This window comes from Streptomyces sp. DSM 41931 (assembly GCF_050271085.1).
Taxonomy (GTDB): domain Bacteria; phylum Actinomycetota; class Actinomycetes; order Streptomycetales; family Streptomycetaceae; genus Streptomyces; species Streptomyces albogriseolus.
The window spans coordinates 199994-217210 of sequence record NZ_CP189902.1 but is presented as its reverse complement, the minus strand read 5'-3'; the positions used below and the strand labels follow the sequence as shown (position 1 = coordinate 217210).

The 17217-nt window shown below is 73.5% G+C and carries 16 protein-coding genes; 10 read left to right on the top strand and 6 right to left on the bottom strand.

Annotation, left to right across the window (positions count from 1 at the left end; genetic code table 11):
• Positions 1–5 precede the first annotated feature (5 nt).
• Positions 6–875: a universal stress protein gene (locus ACP7TJ_RS01120; protein ID WP_093769724.1), complete on the bottom strand. Its 870-nt coding sequence runs from the start codon at positions 873–875 to the stop codon at positions 6–8.
• Between the two features lie 221 nt (positions 876–1096).
• Here ACP7TJ_RS01120 and ACP7TJ_RS01115 point away from each other — a divergent pair, with 221 nt between their 5' ends.
• The 3 genes from ACP7TJ_RS01115 to ACP7TJ_RS01105 all read left to right on the top strand — a co-directional run bounded on the left by ACP7TJ_RS01115 (position 1097) and on the right by ACP7TJ_RS01105 (position 3395).
• On the top strand, positions 1097–1357 hold the full coding sequence (locus ACP7TJ_RS01115) for a DUF1876 domain-containing protein (protein WP_266543945.1): 261 nt from the start codon (positions 1097–1099) through the stop codon (positions 1355–1357).
• A 91-nt stretch (positions 1358–1448) separates the two neighbouring features.
• A complete protein-coding gene (locus ACP7TJ_RS01110) occupies positions 1449–2366 on the top strand; it encodes a DUF1918 domain-containing protein (RefSeq protein WP_387584858.1) in 918 nt (305 codons plus the stop codon).
• Between the two features lie 36 nt (positions 2367–2402).
• On the top strand, positions 2403–3395 hold the full coding sequence (locus ACP7TJ_RS01105; protein WP_246531913.1) for an Acg family FMN-binding oxidoreductase: 993 nt from the start codon (positions 2403–2405) through the stop codon (positions 3393–3395).
• 31 nt (positions 3396–3426) lie between these two features.
• Here the strand turns inward: ACP7TJ_RS01105 and ACP7TJ_RS01100 are convergent, their stop codons facing one another.
• The 3 genes from ACP7TJ_RS01100 to ACP7TJ_RS01090 form a co-directional block, all read right to left on the bottom strand.
• Positions 3427–4104 carry a CBS domain-containing protein gene (locus tag ACP7TJ_RS01100; RefSeq protein ID WP_093769721.1) on the bottom strand — a complete coding sequence of 226 codons (678 nt, stop codon included), beginning with the start codon at positions 4102–4104 and terminating at the stop codon, positions 3427–3429.
• A gap of 206 nt (positions 4105–4310) precedes the next feature.
• Entirely contained in the window at positions 4311–5483 is a 1173-nt protein-coding gene (locus ACP7TJ_RS01095) for an MFS transporter (protein WP_427767247.1), read from the bottom strand.
• Between the two features lie 115 nt (positions 5484–5598).
• A complete protein-coding gene (locus tag ACP7TJ_RS01090) occupies positions 5599–6078 on the bottom strand; it encodes a universal stress protein (RefSeq protein ID WP_427761740.1) in 480 nt (159 codons plus the stop codon).
• A 317-nt stretch (positions 6079–6395) separates the two neighbouring features.
• Between ACP7TJ_RS01090 and ACP7TJ_RS01085 the strand changes: the two genes are divergently transcribed.
• From ACP7TJ_RS01085 to ACP7TJ_RS01060, 6 genes are all read left to right on the top strand, one after another.
• Entirely contained in the window at positions 6396–7040 is a 645-nt protein-coding gene (locus ACP7TJ_RS01085) for a CBS domain-containing protein (protein WP_093769719.1), read from the top strand.
• A gap of 37 nt (positions 7041–7077) precedes the next feature.
• A complete protein-coding gene (locus tag ACP7TJ_RS01080) occupies positions 7078–8025 on the top strand; it encodes a universal stress protein (RefSeq protein ID WP_401543192.1) in 948 nt (315 codons plus the stop codon).
• A gap of 4 nt (positions 8026–8029) precedes the next feature.
• Complete coding sequence (locus tag ACP7TJ_RS01075) at positions 8030–9715, top strand: NAD(P)H-dependent oxidoreductase subunit E (protein ID WP_427761737.1); 1686 nt, start codon at positions 8030–8032, stop codon at positions 9713–9715.
• Entirely contained in the window at positions 9712–12393 is a 2682-nt protein-coding gene (gene fdhF / locus ACP7TJ_RS01070; protein ID WP_427761735.1) for a formate dehydrogenase subunit alpha, read from the top strand. Before ACP7TJ_RS01075 ends, fdhF begins: the two co-directional genes overlap by 4 nt.
• A gap of 84 nt (positions 12394–12477) precedes the next feature.
• Positions 12478–13524: an alcohol dehydrogenase catalytic domain-containing protein gene (locus ACP7TJ_RS01065; RefSeq protein WP_167744199.1), complete on the top strand. Its 1047-nt coding sequence runs from the start codon at positions 12478–12480 to the stop codon at positions 13522–13524.
• Positions 13525–14219: 695 nt separating this feature from the next.
• Positions 14220–15101, top strand: a complete 882-nt coding sequence (locus ACP7TJ_RS01060; protein WP_427761733.1) for a universal stress protein — start codon at positions 14220–14222, stop codon at positions 15099–15101.
• Positions 15102–15134: 33 nt separating this feature from the next.
• Here ACP7TJ_RS01060 and ACP7TJ_RS01055 read toward each other — a convergent pair whose 3' ends face one another.
• Both ACP7TJ_RS01055 and ACP7TJ_RS01050 read right to left on the bottom strand, forming a co-directional pair.
• Entirely contained in the window at positions 15135–15389 is a 255-nt protein-coding gene (locus tag ACP7TJ_RS01055; protein WP_244353927.1) for a LapA family protein, read from the bottom strand.
• Between the two features lie 94 nt (positions 15390–15483).
• Positions 15484–15996 (bottom strand): flavodoxin domain-containing protein, encoded by a 513-nt coding sequence (locus ACP7TJ_RS01050; protein WP_385997569.1) that lies wholly within the window; start codon positions 15994–15996, stop codon positions 15484–15486.
• 306 nt (positions 15997–16302) lie between these two features.
• Between ACP7TJ_RS01050 and ACP7TJ_RS01045 the strand changes: the two genes are divergently transcribed.
• Positions 16303–17175 carry a universal stress protein gene (locus ACP7TJ_RS01045; RefSeq protein ID WP_093769921.1) on the top strand — a complete coding sequence of 291 codons (873 nt, stop codon included), beginning with the start codon at positions 16303–16305 and terminating at the stop codon, positions 17173–17175.
• The last annotated feature ends 42 nt before the right edge of the window (positions 17176–17217 follow it).

The following is a 17217-nucleotide window of genomic DNA, read 5'->3' as shown; positions in this document are numbered from 1 at the left end:
AGGGCTCAGGCGTGCGGAACCACAGCGACGGGACAGCGCCCGTGATGAATGGCCGCCTGAGCCACGGGACCCAGGTGGGGCGCCAGGCCCGGACGGTGTTCGCGTCGGCCGACGACGAGCAGCGCGGCGCCTTCGGCGGCTCGGACGACGGCCTTCGCAGGGCTGTCGAGACGGATGCCCTCGACCACGTCCACCTGCGGGTACTTCTCGCGCCAGGGGCGAAGCGCCTTGCCCAGTTCCTTCTGCGCGTCCCCCGTGATCTCCTCGGTGACGTGGTGGTCCACGCCCCAGGGAACGCGTGCGTGGAGTGGCACGCTCCGGCCGTGGACGGCCTGGAGGGGAACGCCTCTGGCGGCAGCGCTGTGGAAGGCGAAGTCGAGCAGGTCGTCGGACGAACCGTGCAATTTCAGGGCCACGACCACGCGCTCCGCGGGTGCCGGTGCCGCCCCTTCCCCGTCGCTCGGGCCGCGGACCAGTACTACCGGACGCTCCGCCCGTGCCACGACGGGCATGCTCACATCGCCGAGGAAGTAACTCTGGACGGGCTCCAGCCCTCGCGAACCGAGCACGAGCATCTCGGACTCCGTCGCTGCTTGGAGCAGCGCGTTCTGGGCGTCGTCGGCGACCAGGTTCCCGACGACGGACAGGCCCGGATGACGCGCCTGGAGTTCCGCCTGGGCCGTGTGGACGAGACGCTTCGCCCAGTAGTTCTGGTCGACTTCGGAGGGGACGTGGGTCGGTTCCGGAGCCAGGAGCGGCCAGGCGTGCATCAGACGGAGGGTGAGCTTGCGCTTCTCGGCCTCGTCGGCGGCCCAGCGAGCAGCGGCAAGACTCTCCGGTGACCCGTCCAGGCCCACGGTGACGACTGGTTGCATGGCGGCGGCCTCCGTCTCGTACGAAGCTGGCAATGACGGGGACGAGAGTGGACGCGTCCCCGACGGGTGGATGGTCCGGACGTCGCCGGCATGCCGGGCGCAGCGGGCTCCTCCTACGAGGAGTACCCCAATCCCCTCCCCGGCGCATCGTGGACCGGAGGGGCCCGGAAGCGGTGCACCGGCCTGCCGCCTTCGGGGGCCGCACGTTGAGGAGGACAGCGATGCCGCACACGACGGAGTGGACCATGCGACTCCACCTCTTCGAGGACGACGACGGCACCACGCGGGCACACGTGGTGCTGGACACCGGCACCACGGCGCTCACCGGCCGCGGCACCGCGCACTGCCACCCGGCGGACGCCTACGTGCCCGAGATCGGCGACGAGCTGGCCGCGGGCCGGGCCGTGGAGAACCTCGCCCGGCGGTTGCTGAACACCGCCGAGCGCGACATCGAGGCGCCGCGCATCGTGAACACCGGCTGAGCCGGGGTTGCGTCCGCCGGCCGTCCCGTGCGGTGACGTGTCCCGCGTGGCACGTTGGATACAGCATCATTCTGAGGAGAGGGCGGCGATCATGCGAGCTCACCTCGGCGACCGGCTCGTCATCGAAAGCCGGAGGACCGGCGCGGCCAGGCGCGACGGCGAGATCGTCGGACTCCACCACGAGGACGGGACACCCCCGTACGACGTGCGCTGGTCGGACACGGACGACGTGACGCTCGTGTCCCCCGGGCCCGACGCACACATCAAGCACCTGGAGCACGGGCGGTCCGCCCGCGAGTCCTCCCCGCCGGACACGGGCGAGGCGGAGGCCGTGTCCGCGGCTCCTCGGCCGGCCGGGACGCCCGGCCCCGGTGACATCGGCCGGCGCGTGGCCGTCGAACGCCGGAGGCGCGGGCTCAGCCGGGAGGAGACGGCCCGCCGCGCCCGGATGTCGCCGGAGTACCTGGCGTACCTGGAGGAACGGTCGGCCGATCCGACCATGGCGACTCTTTTCAGGCTGGCCGACGCGCTGGGCACCACCGTCACGGCCCTGCGCGGGTCAGGCGTCGACCTGCCACCCGGTCAGGGACACGCCCTGCTGCGACCGCAGCTGCGGGACCTCCGCCCGGAGGAATGCCGGCGCCTGCTGTCCACGCACGGCGTGGGGCGCATCGCGGTGTCGACGCCCGACGGCCGTCCCGCGGTCGTTCCGGTCAACTACGAGACCGTGGAGGACGCGATCGTCTTCCGGACCACGCCCGACTCCGTGCCCGCGGCGGCTGTCGGAACCGAGGTCGCCTTCGAGGTCGATCACGTGGACGAAGCGATGAGCCAGGGCTGGAGCGTGCTCGCGGTCGGCCCCGCGAACGTCGTCACGGAGCCCGACGCCGTGCGTAGGCTCGCCCACCGGGCACACACCGACCCCTGGGCGGGCGGCGCACGCGAGATGTGGGTGTCGATCCGGCCCACGCGTCTCACGGGCCGGCGCATCACCCCGGCCGACCAGTAGGCGGCCGGAGGCCGCCGACGCGCGAGGGAGGTTCCCGTGAGCCGACAGGCACCGGCCGACGCGGAGGTGACGGCCCTGGTCCACGCCGCTGCCGCCGCCCCGTCGATGCACAACGCGCAGCCCTGGCTGTTCCGCTACTTCCGGCACAGCCGCACGTTCGACCTCCACGCCGACCTCGAGCGCGGCATGCCGCACTCCGACCCCGGCGCACGCGCCCTCCACCTCGGCTGCGGCGCCGCCCTGCTGAACCTGCGGGTCGCCGCGGCCCACGACGGCTGGTCCCCGGAGACCCGGCTGCTGCCGGACCCCACCGACCGGACGCTGCTCGCCCGAGTGCGGCTGACCGGCGCCGCGGCCGACGAGAGCGGACTCGGCGCGCTGTATCCCGCGATCCGCCGGCGGCACAGCAGTCGCTTCCCGTTCGAGGAGAGGGAGATCCCCCAGCGCGTGCGGGAGGCCCTGGGCGCAGCCGCTCGCGTCGAGGGAGCGGTGCTGAGCTTCCCGGCCTCATGGCATCTGCGGGAGGTGCTGGAACTGATCCAGGAGGCCGAGGCACGCAACATCACCGACCCCGGGAGCGATCAGGACCTTGCGCGCTGGACGCGTACCGACGCCCCGTCGGCGGACACCGCCGACGACGGAGTCCCGCTCTACGCCTTCGGTCCGCGCAAGCGTGGGGGCAGGGCCCCCATGCGCGACTTCGAGGGTCTCCGGAGGGTGGCGGGCCGTGACGCCGCGGACTTCGAGAACACTCCTCAACTGGCCCTCATCAGCACGGGCAACGACCACACGGAAGACTGGCTCCGCGCCGGTCAGGCCATGGAGCGCGTCCTGCTGCTGGCCACCCTCGAGGGCCTGTCCAGTTCCTTCGCCACCCAGCCCATCGAATGGAGCGACCTGCGCTGGCCGTTGCGCGATCCGGTGTCCGGGACGGGCTGCGCCCAGATGCTGCTGCGCCTGGGGTACGGCCCCGGAGGACCGAGCACGCCGCGCCGCCCGGTGTCGGACGTCCTCGACATCCAGCCCTGATCCGCCGGCCGGCGGCCGTCCTCGCCCACGGTCACTGGGGTGACCCGGGCCCGTCCCGGCCGGCTGACTCACCGGTGAGCTGCGGCACGACGTCCACGACGCCTTCCACGGCGCGCACGAGGCGTACGGCGACCGAGATGAGCGAGGTGTCATGGATGTGCCCGCGGAGCGTGACGACTCCCTCGTGCACGTTCACGTGGATGGCGTGGCTGACGGCCGGGAAGAGGTAGGACACCACGGTGCGGCGCACCTCCTCCTCGATCTCCTCGTCCGGCCGCAGGAAGACCTTCAGCAGGTCGGCTCGGCTGACGATGCCCTGGAGCATGCCGATGTCGTCGACCACGGGCAGCCGCTTGACGTGCCGGACGGCCATGATCCTGGCCGCCTGCGCCAGGGTGGCGTCGGCGTGGACCGCGATGGCGGGTGTGCTCATGAGCTCCTCCGCCGTCACCGCCCCGGCCTTGGCGACGTCGGACAGGCGCCGGCGTTGCTCGAAGAGGCTCGGGTCGCTCTCGCGGAACTCCTCCTTGGGCAGCAGGTCGGCCTCGGAGACGACGCCGACGACACGTCCTTCGCCCTCCAGGACCGGCATGGCACTGACCTTCCAGCTCTCCATGGTCTGCACGATCTCCTTGAAGGGCGCGTCGCGTCCGACGGCCACGACCGTCTGCGTCATCACATCGCTGACGATGTGGGGGGTCTCAGGCACCGCAGTCCTCCTCGTCTCGCCTCGTCAGGGCACCTCGCCGGCGGCCGCATGACTCCACGATCGCCGCAAATAGCCGCCGTGCAACCCGGGCCGGGGTCCTCCCGCCGAGAGCCGTTCCGTCCGCCCGGCGCCGCAGTGTCCGAGCTCCCGCACGCAGCTGACGCGCGGCCGTCGCGAGGCCGGCCGCTTCCGGCTCGCACCTGGTGTCAGGCGCCTCGCCCGCGTACGTCCGGAGGCAGGGCATGGTGCCGGATCACGGTCGCGGTGAAGGCACACGCGGCGGCGGCGATGAGGGCCAGGAGCAGATATCCCCAGGTGTAGTCGTCGGAGACGCTGTACACCGCGCCCATGACCAGAGGCGGGAAGAAGCCGCCCAGTCCGCCGGCGGCGCCGACCAGACCGGTGACCGATCCGACCTGGCCGGCGGGCACGACGCGGGCGACCAGGGCGAACACGGCGCCCGAGGCGGTTCCCAGGGCCGCGGCCATGCCGAGGAAGGCCAGGGTGCCGAAGGGCATCAGCGCGAGTTGGAGGGAGGCGAGGAGCGCGAGCGCGGTGATGGCGGCGTACGCCCCGATGAGTACGGGTGTGGGATGGAACCGGTCGGAGAGCCAGCCGCCCACCGGGCGTGCGGCGACCGCGAGGACGACGAAGCCGGCGGTGCGCAGGGAGGCGTCGGAACGCCCGAGATCGTAGGCGGTGGTGAGATAGGTGGGAAGGTAGACGCTGAAGGCCACGAACCCGCCGAACCCCACGGCGTAGAGGAAGGCCAGCTGCCAGGCGGTGGGCATCCGCATGGTGGCGGTGGTGCGGGCGAGGAGCGAGCCGCCCGGGACGGCGCGTGCCGGGTGGTCGCGCAGGAGGAAGTGGGCGGTGACGGCGTAGACGGCCAGGATGCCCGCGACGAGGGTGAAGGGGAAACTCCGGTCGACGGCGTCGGCCAGCTGGACGGTGGTGAACGCCGAGACGGCGGTGCCGCCCGTCCCGACGCCGAAGATGCCGAGCGCCAGGCCGCGCCGTTCGGGCGGGTACCAGGCGTTGACGAACGGGACGCCGACGGCGAACGTGGTGCCGCCCAGCCCGAGGAAGAAGCCGCCGATGAGGAACTCGGCGAAGGAGTCGGCCAGATGCCCCAGGTAGAGCACGGGCAGGATGGTGAGGGCGCAGACGAGGGGGAACATCCGGCGGGCCCCCACGCGGTCGGTCAGTGCTCCGACCGGGATCCGGCCGAGCGAGCCGACGACGACCGGCACGGCCACCACCAGGGACTGCTGGAACGAGCTGAGGCCCAGGTCCTCACGGAGCGTCGGGCCGAGCGGTCCCAGCAGAGCCCACGCCCAGAAGCCGGTCATGAAGCCGGCCGTGGCCAGAGCCAGCATGCGGGCCGGCTGCGGTGAGCGGCTCACCTGAGGGGCCTGCCGGCCCGAGGCCGGGGACGGTCTCCGGACCGACCAGAATCTACTCATAACGGTGATTCTGCGGTGCGGATGCCCCTCAAGCCTCCCCAGTGGGGGCTGTCGGCCGGTCCTTCGCGCCGGGGCGGTACCGCTGGGTTGCGGACGGAGTCCAGGCCGTCGGCGCGGCGGTGTGCACGAACGGGCCGCACCGCAGGGCGGAGGCCTCGGCCAGGAGGTGGGCGTCCAGTCCGGCCGGTCCCCGGGCGGCGGCCACCAGCACCGAGGACAAGTGGCGGGCGGCGACGTCGAGTACCGCGCCCGCCGCCCGCAGCCGGGTGCCGCGCGGCGCGACGCGGTGGACGACGGGGATGTGGTCCAGGCCGGCCCGCCGCACCCTGGGCAGCACCCTGCCCACCACCGCACGGGCTGCACACGCGTCCGCCTCGGCGGTGACCGATGGGCGGGCGTGCGGCAGGACGGCGACGAGCAGCAGCGGCGCCCGGAGCGGGACGGCCAGTCGCAGAGCGGTGTCGATGACGGCGACGTCCTGGACCGAGTCCGTCAGAAGAGCGGTCACCGGACGTGGCGGAGGAACCGGTGAGACCCGGTCGGCAGGGATCGCGGGGTGAGTGAGGGGCTGATGGAGCACGGCGGCCCCCTTCGGGAAGTGCCGGTGGTGTCGGGGGATGACTCAAGCGTCACTCGCCTCCGCCTTACCCGTCAAGAAATACGCGAATTATTCTTCGTAAATTGCCTCGCGTCATCCCGCCGTGGGGCGGGCGCGCGGCCGAGCCTCCGCGACGGCACGGCCGGAGTCGCGCGGAGGCCGCCGTCTCCTCACAATGAGGCTGTGACGCGAGACGTGTCCGCAGGGCTGACCAGGGAGGCGACACCATGCAGCACCGCACGGTCGCAGAGCTGATGAGCCGCAACGTGGTCCGGGCGCGGCGTGACATGCCCTTCAAGGAGATCGTCGAGCTGCTGAGAGACAACGACGTCACCGCGGTGCCGGTGGTGGACGAGCTGGACCGGCCCATGGGCGTGGTGTCCGAGGCGGATCTGTTGCGCAAGTCGTCCTCCCAGCCCGACCCGTCAGGGCGGACGCCGATCCCGCACCTCGAGGCCTGGGAGCGGGCCAAGGCCGAGGGGACACGCGCCGAGGAACTCATGTCGGCCCCCGCCGTGTGCGCGCGACCCGAGTGGACCGTGGTCGAGGCGGCCCGTCTCATGGCGGTGCAGGACGTCAAGCGGCTGCCCGTGGTGGACGAGACCGACCGGCTCCAGGGCATCGTCAGCCGGAGCGATCTCCTCCGGATCTTTCTGCGCCGCGACGACGCCATCCAGGACGAGATCACGGGAGACGTTCTCCGGCGGACGCTGGGCCCCGCAGCCGAACAGGTCACGGTAGAGGTGCACGAGGGACGGGTGACTCTCGGCGGGTCTGTCGACATCAAGATGCTGATTCCCGTCATCGAGAGGCTGTGCCGGAGTGTGGACGGCGTCGTCTCGGTCTCCGAGCACATCGCCTCGCCGCACTGATCCCCGGCGCACCGCGCCCCACGAAGGACTGAGGATCATGGACGCAGCGGCAGGACGAGACGCCGGCGAGTTCATGGTCGTGGGCGTGGACGGCTCGGAGCCGAGCCTGCGCGCCGTCGACTGGGCGGCTGACGAGGCAGTGCTGCGCGAGGTGTCGCTGCGGGTGGTGTACGCCTTCCTGTGGGACCGGTACGAGGGGGCCGCGCTCGCCCGGGACGTCGGCCGTCCGTCCGGGCCGCCGACGCCACGGGAGATCGCCGACGCCGGTGCCCGGCGTGCCCGTGCCCGTCACCCCGGCCTGCGGGTCACCGCCGACGTGGTGCCGGAGGAACCGGAGCACGCCCTGGTGCGCGAGGGACGCGACGCTGCCGCGCTGGTCGTGGGCACGCGTGGCCGCAGCGGGCTCGCCGAGCTGCTGCTCGGCTCCGTCAGCCTGGCCGTCGCCGCCCACGCCGACTGCCCGGTGGTCGTGCTGCGCGGCAGCCATGACAACCAGGCGGCGCCGCCGGTGCACGGCCGTGTCGTCGTCGGGGTGGGCGAGGACGTCGAGGCATCGGCGGCCGTGCGCTTCGCCGTCGAGGAGGCGCGGCGACGAGGGGTGGCTCTCGAGGCCGTACGGGCCTGGCGGTGCCCCGTGCGTGAGTCCGCCGACCACCCCCTGGCGTACGGTGAGTCCGCCCGCCTCCACGAGAAGCGCGCGGCCGAGGAACTCGACACGGCGCTGCGCCACGTCCCGTCGGACCTCCGCGTGTACCGGCGCACCGTAGAGGGATACGCCCGCGGGGTCCTCCTGGAGGCCTCGTACCGGGCGGACCTGCTGGTCGTCGGCGCACGACGTGGGGACGGACACGTCGGGCTGCAGCTCGGCCGGGTCGCTCACGGACTGCTGCACCACTCCGCCTGCCCCGTCGTCGTGGTTCCGGACGGGTCCCGGGACGCGGCGCCGGGCCCGGATTGTGGTGCCGTGTCACTGCCGCCACGATGAAGACATGGCTGTCATGCGTCCCACCGGCCGTTTCGACGCGTTCCGAGCCCTCTCGGAACGACGCGGGAAAGCCGGTGAGCGGCTGGTCGAACGTCTGGCCCAGGTCAGGAAGGGCACGACGGCCGACCCCGGGAGCTGGGCCCCGGCCGTCGCCGCCGGTCTGCGCCTCCCCGCAGCCGCAGCACTCGGACCTGCCGCCTACTACGCCGACCTCCGCGCCCCCCACGGCCGTCGCCATGTGCGGGTCTGCACGGCGACGGCGTGCTTCGCCGCGCAGGCGGGACGGCACGTCACCCAGGTCGAGCAGGAACTGGGCGTCACCGCGGGCGCCGTCTCACCGGACGGCGGGACCTCGCTGCAGGCCGTCCGCTGCCTGGGGTACTGCTACGCCGGCCCCGCCGCGCTGGACGGGGCCACGCCCTGCACGGGGCCCTCGCTCCCCGGACAGCTGGCAGGGCGCGAGCCGCCCACCGCTCCTCGGATCCCGGTGGCCGACGACACCGGCGACCCCGTGCTGCTGGCGGGTGCGGTCGCCGGTGAACCGGCGTGGCAGGTGTGGCCGCGGATCGTGACGGCCGGCGACCCCGCCCGGGTCCGGCGGGAGGTCGCCGCCTCCGGGCTGCGCGGACGTGGGGGAGCGGGCTTCCGGGTGGCGGCGAAGTGGGAGGCGGCCGGCCGGACGCCCGGCACCGTGGTGGTGGCCAACGGCGACGAGGGGGACCCCGGGTCGTACGCCGACCGGCTGCTGATGGAGGCCGACCCGCGGCGGGTGCTCGAAGGGCTCGCGCTGGCCTGCTTCGCCTGCGGCGCCCGCCGGGCGGTGGTGCTGGTCCGTTCCGAGTATCCGCAGGCGCTGGCACGGATGCGGGAAGCGGCCGCGGAAGCCTACGCCGACGGGCACTTCGGCCCCCGCGTGCACGGCACGGACACCACCCTGGACGTCGGGGTGGTCGAGGGCGCCGGATCGTACGTGGCCGGTGAGGAGACCGCGTTGATCGCGAGTCTGGAAGGGGACCGGGGCTGCGCCCGGCCGCGCCCGCCCTACCCGACCGCCCGCGGGCTGTGGGACGAGCCGACCGTGGTGAACAACGTGGAGACCCTCGCGGCCGTCCCCTGGATCGTCGCCCGGGGCGGAGAAGCCCATGCCCGGCGCGGAACGCCGGAGGAGACCGGCACGAAACTGGTCTGTCTCTCGGAGCGGTTCGCCCGGCCGGGGGTGTACGAGGTGGAGCTGGGCGCCTCGCTGGCGCGCATCGTCACCGACCTGGGCGGTGGGCTGAAGGAGGGCAGTGAGCTGACCGCCGTCCAGGTGGGCGGCCCCCTCGGCGGGTTCCTGGCCCCCGACGCACTGGACGTGCCGCTCACCACGGCCGGCCTGGCGGCCCGCGGCGCCGCCCTTGGCCATGCCGGGCTGGTCGCCTTCGACCAGCACGTCGCGCCGCAGGACCTGCTCCGGCACGTGTGGGAGTTCGCGGCGGCGGAGAGCTGCGGCGCGTGCTCCCCCTGCCGGGTGGGCTCGGGCCGAGGCCTGGAACTGGCCGGCGCCGGCACCGGTCCCGGCGACGAGTGGAAGCGGCTCGCACATGTCCTGGCCGAGGCGAGTCTGTGTGCGTTCGGACGGCGCATCCCGCCCGCCGTGCACAGCCTCGCCCGCGTCTACGGCGACCGACTGGCGGGATGGGGACCATGACCGGAGTCGAGATCCGCGTCGACGGCACGGGCGTCACCGTGCCCGACGGGGCCTCCCTGCTCGCGGCGGTGAAGGCGGCCGGGATCGATCTGCCCTCGCTGTGCTCCGACGACCGGATCTCCCCGGCCGGATCCTGCCGTACCTGCCTCGTGGCCGCCGACGGACGGACCGTGGCGGCCTGTGTGACCCCGGCCGACCCCGGTGTACAGGTCGAGACCGGCACCGACGAGCTACGGCGGCTGCGCCGGGAGGCGGTGGAGGTCATCGTCTCGGCCCTGCCGCCCCGTGCCCTCTCCGACGACAACCCCAGTGAACTGGCCGAGGTCTGCCGGTCGTCGGGAGTCGCCCCCGACACGGCGCAGGGCGCCGGCGGCCGGGGCGGGGACGACTCCCACCCCTACGTCCGGCTGGACCGGGACCTGTGCATCGCCTGCGGCCGGTGCGTCCGCATGTGCGCCGACGTGCAGGGCACCTTCGCCCTGACCCTGGCCGGCCGGGGCGCCGACACCGTGGTCGCCCCCGGCACCGGCGGGCCCTGGGCCGAGTCCGACTGCGTGGCGTGCGGCGGTTGTGTCGACACCTGCCCCACCGGTGCGCTCGCCGAACCCGGCCCGGCACGCGGGACCACCTCCGCCCACCGGCCGCCCGCCACCCGCACCACCTGCGGATACTGCGGCGTCGGCTGCACCCTGGACGTCGTCACGGCAGGCGGCGAGGTCACAGCCGTACTCCCGGCCCGCGACGGCCCGGTCAACCAGGGGCACGCCTGCGTCAAAGGCCGCTTCACCCACGGATTTCTCACTTCTCCCGAACGGCTCACCCGGCCGTTCCTGAGGCGTGGTGGCCGCCTGGAGCCCGTCGGCTGGGAGGAGGCGCTCGGTCATGTCGCCCGCGGGCTGCGCGCGGCCCTCGCGGACGGCGGCCCGGACGCCGTGGCGGCGATCTCCTCCGCCCGTGCCACCAACGAGGAGAACTACCTCGTCCAGAAGTTCATGCGGACCGTCATCGGCACCAACAACGTCGACAACTGCTCTCGCCTGTGCCACTCGCCGTCCGCGGCCGGCCTGACCGCGTCCTTCGGCCTGTCCGGCGGCACCGACGGCTTCGACGACGTCGAACGGTCCGACTGTCTGCTGGTGGTGGGGGCCAACCCGGTCGAGGCCCACCCGGTGGTCGGGGCACGGCTGCTCCGCAGCGTGCTGCGCGGGGCCGGGCTGGTGGTCGCCGATCCGCGCGCCGTGGGCCTCGCCGAGCACGCCGATGTGCACCTGCGACCCCGCCCCGGCACCAATGTGGCGCTGTTCCACGGACTCGCGCACGTCCTGCTCGCCGAAGGGCTCACCGACGAGGAGTTCCTGCGCGAGCGGGCCACCGGACTGGACCGGCTCACCGAGCTGCTGGCCGACTACCCGCCGGACCGGGTCGCGGACATCACCGGTGTCCCCGCCGCCGACCTCGTCACCGCCGCCCGGCTGTACGGCGAGGCCGAGTGCCCCGCGATCGTCTACGGCCTGGGGGTCACCGAGCACCTGCACGGCACCGACGGGGTGCGGTCCCTGGCCAATCTGGCGATCCTGCGCGGCGCCGTCGGCACCGGCCGGGGGTACGGGGTCAACCCCCTGCGGGGTCAGAACAACGTCCAGGGCGCCTCCGACATGGGCGCGCTCCCCGACCTCCTGCCCGGCTACGGCAAGGTGGTCGACCCGACGGCACGGGCCCGCGCCGAGGCGGTGTGGGGCGTCCCGGTGCCCGGGCGGCCCGGTCTGCGCATCCCGGAGATGTTCGCCGCCGCGCGGACGGGAGAGCTGCGGGCGCTGTGGGTCATCGGGGAGGACGTGTGCGCCACCGATCCCGACGCCAACGAGGTGGCCGCGGCCCTGGACGCGTGCCCGCTCGTCGTGTGCAGCGAACTGTTCCTGTCCGAGACCGCCCGCCGTGCCGACGTGGTGCTGCCCGTCGCGTCCTGGCTGGAGAAGGACGGCACCTTCGTCAACTTCGACCGCCGGTTCCAGCGGGTGCGCCCCGCCGTGCCCCCGCCGGGGGAGGCCCGCAGCGACTTCGACGTCGTGCACGCCGTCGCGTCGGCCATGGGCGCCGGCCTCGGCTGCCCCACACCGGCCGCCGCCCTGGCCGAGTGCGGCCGCCTCGCCCCCGTCTTCGCCGGGGTGTCCCATGACCGGCTGGACCGGGAAGGCGCCGTTCCGTGGCCCTGCCGGGATCCCGGCCGCCCTGGTGAGACGAAGCTCTACCAGGACCGGTTCGCCACCGCCGACGGCCGCGCCCACCTGGCCGCAGCCCCCTATCTGCCGCCCGGTGAGCACCCCGACGACGACTATCCGCTCATCCTGGTCACCGGACGGCGCTGGGCGCACTACAACTCCGGCAGCATGACCCGACGCGGCGCGAACATCGTCCTCGACCCCGTCGACCTCCTCGACCTCCACCCCGACGACGCCCACCGGTACGCCGTACGCGACGGCGAGCCGGTCACCCTGGAGAGCCGGCACGGCCGGGCCCGGCTCGTCGCCCGCATCGGCGAACAGACCGCGCCCGGACAGGTCTTCTGTTCCTTCCACTTCCCGGCGAGCGGGGTCAACCGCCTCACCTCCGGCCACGCGGACACCGTCACCTCCTGTCCCGAGTACAAGGTCACGGCGGTCCGCGTGATCGCCTCGTGACGCCAGGGGAACGCGAGGCGCCGTGTTGCCCGGCGGTCCCCGGGGGGTGACGGTGGAGAGGGGACGCCGAGCGAGGGAGCGGCCATGCGCGGACTGGTCTACCACGGTCCCGGGCGGACGTCGTGGGACACGGTTCCCGATCCCGTGATCGAGGAGGACACCGACGCGATCGTGCGCGTCGACGCGACCACCGTCTGCGGCAGCGACCTGCACATCCTGCGGGGCGACCTTCCCGAGGTGACGCCGGGGACGGTCCTCGGTCACGAAGCCGTCGGCGAGGTGGTGGAGGTCGGCCGGGCCGTGCGCACCCGGCGTGCCGGACACCAGGTGATCGTGTCGTCGGTGTCGGCATGCGGGCACTGCCCGTCCTGCCACGACGCCATGTACGGACAGTGCCGGGGCGGCGGCGGATGGATCCTCGGCCGGGAGATCAACGGCACGCAGGCCGAGTTCGTCCGTGTTCCCTTCGCCGACTCCTCCACGCACCGCCGGCCCCTGTACCTCCCGCTCGACGAGGCGGTCCTGCTCGCCGAGCTCCTCCCGACCGCCTACGAGGTCGGGGTGCGCAACGGACACGTGGGCCCGGGGGACACCGTCGTCGTGGTGGGCGCGGGTCCTGTGGGCCTGGCCGCAGTGGCCCTGGCCCGTCTGTACTCGCCCCGGCGGATCGTCGCGGTGGACCTGTCGCCGTCCCGACTGGCGTACGCCGCCCGTATGGGCGCCCATGCCGCCGAACTCCCCGGGCAGATGGTCGCCGAGCTCTCCGACGGGCCCGGCGCCGACGTCGTCATCGAGGCCACGGGCGATCCGGACGGTTTCCTCCTGGCGACCCGCGTGGTGCGCGCGGGCGGGCACATCGCCGGCGTCGGCATGCACGGCAAGCCCGTCACCCTCCATCTCGAGGCCCTGTGGTGCAAGAACGTCACGATCAGCACCGGCCAGGTCGACACCTCCTCCACGCCCTGGCTCCTCGACCTGCTGGCCTACGGACGCCTCACGGTCTCCCCGCTCGTCACCCACCGGTTCCCCCTCGAGCGCGTGAAGGACGCCTACGAGGTCGTCTCGCACGGACCGGACACCGGTGTCCTCGAGGTCGTGCTCCACCGCGAGCTGCCGGAACCCTCCTCGTGACCGGTCACCCGGTCCGCGCCGGGGCGACGGCGACAGCGCTCACGGGGCGTGGGCGACGAGGAAGTCGGCGCTTCCGGACAGCGTGGTGAGCTGTGGCGTGTCCGCGTCGTCGATACGCACACCGGTACGTTCGCGTCGGTGACGGCGTCGTCCCTCGCGATGCACCGCAGCGCGACCTTGTCCGCCCGCCCGGACACCGCGTGCCGGTCCACCGCCTCGTGCGCGATGTTGAGCCCGCCGCCCGGCAGCCCGGCCAGCGCGCCGCGCGCCCGGTCCCAGGTGAACGCCGCCCGGGCTTCTTCGTAGTCGGTGAGACGGGGCGGGACCACGGGTGCGGTGTCCTTGTGGATCGTTTCCCAGTCCATAGGTGCTCCTCGCGGCGCCGCCCTCGCCTTCCAGGGTCGCGGAGCACGGAGCCGGTCGCACGTCGGCCGGGAGGGAACCGAGGGCCGCCCGCTTCTTGCGGATCCTCATTGCACGGTGCGCGGTCTCACTCCGCTTCTCCGTGTCTTCTTGGCCCTCGGTTCCCTTCCATGACACCTCCGCCCGTCCGCCGGCCGTAGGGCCGAAGGGCCCCGGCCACGGTGCCGACAGGGCCTCCGGAAATCCCCGCGGGTGGACCCGGCGGCCCCTGTACGGGACACCGCTCCCGCGTGACGCTGATACAGAGGGAAGGTCTTCTGGAGGTGGGCGTGATGCTTGCACCTGTTGCCGTCGGGATCGACGGTTCCCCCGAGAGCCTCGCCGCCGCCGAGTGGGCGGCTCGTGAGGCCGTTCTCCGCGGACGGCCGCTGCGGCTGCTGCATGTGCGCAACTGGCACCCGCGCCCGGGGGAGGCGGAGATCACCGACGCGGCCGGGCGGCACCGGGCGCGGCGTCTGCTGCGACAGGCGGAGGAACGTGTGCGCGCGGCCTGCCCCGACGTGCGGGTGTACGACGAGCAGGTCGAGGGGCCTGCCTCCGCCGCCCTGGTGAAGGCGTCGGCCGACGCCGAGCCGCTGGTGCTGGGCTCGCGCGGGCTGGGCCGCATCACCGGACTGCTGGTGGGGTCGGTCGCGCGCGAGGTCGTGGCGAGGGCCACCGGACCCGTCGTCCTCGTACGGGCCGACGACACGGCGGGGGAGACCCAGGAAGCGGCCCCCAGCGGCCGGCGGGACGTGGTCCTCGGCGTCGATGTCACGGAACCGTGCGACGAGGTGATCGAGTTCGCCTTCGAGGCGGCCCGGGCGCGTCACGCGCGGCTGAGCGTCCTGCACGCCTGGCGCGCTCCCGACCCCCTCACCCTGGGCCCGGGAGAGATCGGTCTGGTTGGCGATCCGGAGCGGGCCGAGGAGTGGCTGCAGTTCCTCACCGCCGTGACGCAGGTGTGGGGCGACAAGTACGCCGATGTCGAGGTCCACCGGACGGTGGTGGACGGCAAACCCTCCGACGCCTTGCTGAAGGCGGCGTCCGGAGCGGAGCTGCTGGTCGTCGGACACCGGCTCACCGACCGTCTCAGCATCGCGCGTACCGGCCCGGTGACCCACGCCGTGATCCAGCAGGCGGTCTGCCCCGTGGCCGTCGTACCCCACTACTGAACCGCTGAAGACGGGCGCCTCCGCCGCGGGCCGCTAGCGGCGGGAGCGCCGGTGGGCGACGAGCAGACCGAGGATCATGCCCGCGAGAAGCGTGACCGTGAGGACGCTCCACAGCGGGAGCGTGACGGTGGGGACCCACAGCCTGATGGTGACCGACTTCGTGTTGGCGGCGATGAACCAGATGGCCAGGCCGGCCAGCAGCACGAAGCCGATGGTGCGCAGCCTGACGTCCCGCCCCTTGACCGTCAGGGTCGCCGGATCGTTCGCGTGTGCGCTGTGCCGGGCCATACGGCAATTGTCGGGCCGCCCGCCGGCATCGGCGACTCAAGAAGGCCGACGCGAACGACGACCTGTGCGGCGTCACGCGGGTGTCAGGGAGGCGTCAGGGAGCGGGGCGGAGTTCACCGGCTATGCCGGCCGCCCAGTCGTCGACGGCCGCCCAGTCCCGGAAGTCGCCGAAGCGTCCGCCCACCAGGCGGAAGAACACGCGTCCGGAGCGGGGGAGCTGGTCGCGCCCGATGGTCCCGGAGAACAGGCGGTGACCGCGGTGCCCCAAATTCGACGGCAGCCCGTGCTCGACGGTGGGCAGTTCCAGGGGAGCCAGACGTCGCCACGGCCCGCGCAGTGCCGCGGGCATCCCCACGCTGAAGATCCACACGGGCCGGGCGCCGAGCACATCAAGGTTGTCCCGTACGAACTGCCGGGCCAGGGGGAGCCAGCTTTGTCCGTGCACGGCGCTGCCGAGGACGAACGCGCGGTACGCGCCGGCGTCCTCGACCTCCTCCATGGGCCTGGCCTCGGCCGTCAGCCCCGCACGGCTCAGCACGGAGGCGATCCGCGCCGCGATCGTCCGGGTGGATCCGTGGGCGGTCGCGTAACCGACGAGGACGTCCATGGGGGGGCACCTCCTTGTGGTGGGTCCGCCGACGGACGGCTCGCCGAGGGGAGGCCCGCAAGCCGGCCGGTCCCTTAGGACTCCGGTGACTCCACGACCGCCCGCGTCACCGCACGACTCCACCGATGCCGTGACCCCAGTATCGATGCCCTCGCCCACGGCGGCACGGGCGGGGCGGTGCACCGGACCGGGCCGGCCGGGCGGGACCCACGGAAGCCGTGCGGAGGTCGCGGCGGGCCGAGGGCGGTGCGACGGTTGTGTGCGAAGCGTCTTGTGAGCGGCGGCAGAGGAAGGCGGGTGGCGGCCATGGAACTTCCGCTGGTGGTGGGGGTCGACGGCTCCGATCCCAGCCTCGCGGCCCTGGACTGGGCGGTGGAGGAGGCGGCGCGGCACGAGCTGCCTCTGCGGCTGGTCCATGCCTCACTGTGGGAACGGTACGAAGGCAGGGTCCCGTCCTTCGCACGGGAGCGCCCCGCCGGTGACGTCCTCGCCCAGCACATCGTCGCCTCCGCACTGGAGCGTGCCCGGTTGCGCCGTCCGGAGGTGAAGGTGTCCGGCGACGTGCTCCCCGAGGACCCGGTGTCGGCACTGCTGTCGGCCGGGCACGAGGCATGGTCGCTGGTCGTGGGCTCCCGGGGGCGCGGCGAGCTGGCCGGGCTGACGCTGGGGTCGGTCGGGCTCGGCGTGGCCGCCCGCGCGACATGCCCGGTCGTCGTGGTCCGTGGCGGGGAGCGAAACCGTCAGGGGGTCTTCGGACGCGTGGTGGTCGGGGTCGGTGACCTGCCCCACTGCCTGGAGACCGTGCGGTTCGCCTTCCGCGAGGCCGCGGTGGGCGGCTCGGCCCTGCACGCCGTGCGCGCCTGGCGCCGCCCGGCTCCCGGGCACGAGGGCCCCCGGACCGCGGCCGACGGCACGTCCGCGCACGAGGAACGCGCGTCGGCCAACCTCGACGAGGCGTTGCTCCAGGCGGTGCGGGAACACCCGGACGTCGACGTGACCCGCACACCGGTCGAAGGCCCTCCCCGCCAGGTCCTGCTGGAGGCGTCGGCCGGCGCCGACCTGGTCGTCGTCGGAGCCATGCGGCGGCACGGCCGTCACGGTCTCCAGCTCGGCAGGGTCGCGCACACTCTGCTGCACCACGCCCAGTGCCCGGTCGCCGTCGTTCCGCAACGGGTCTGAACAGGGGCGCGTCAGATGTCCGCACGGTCCGGCGGGGAGAAG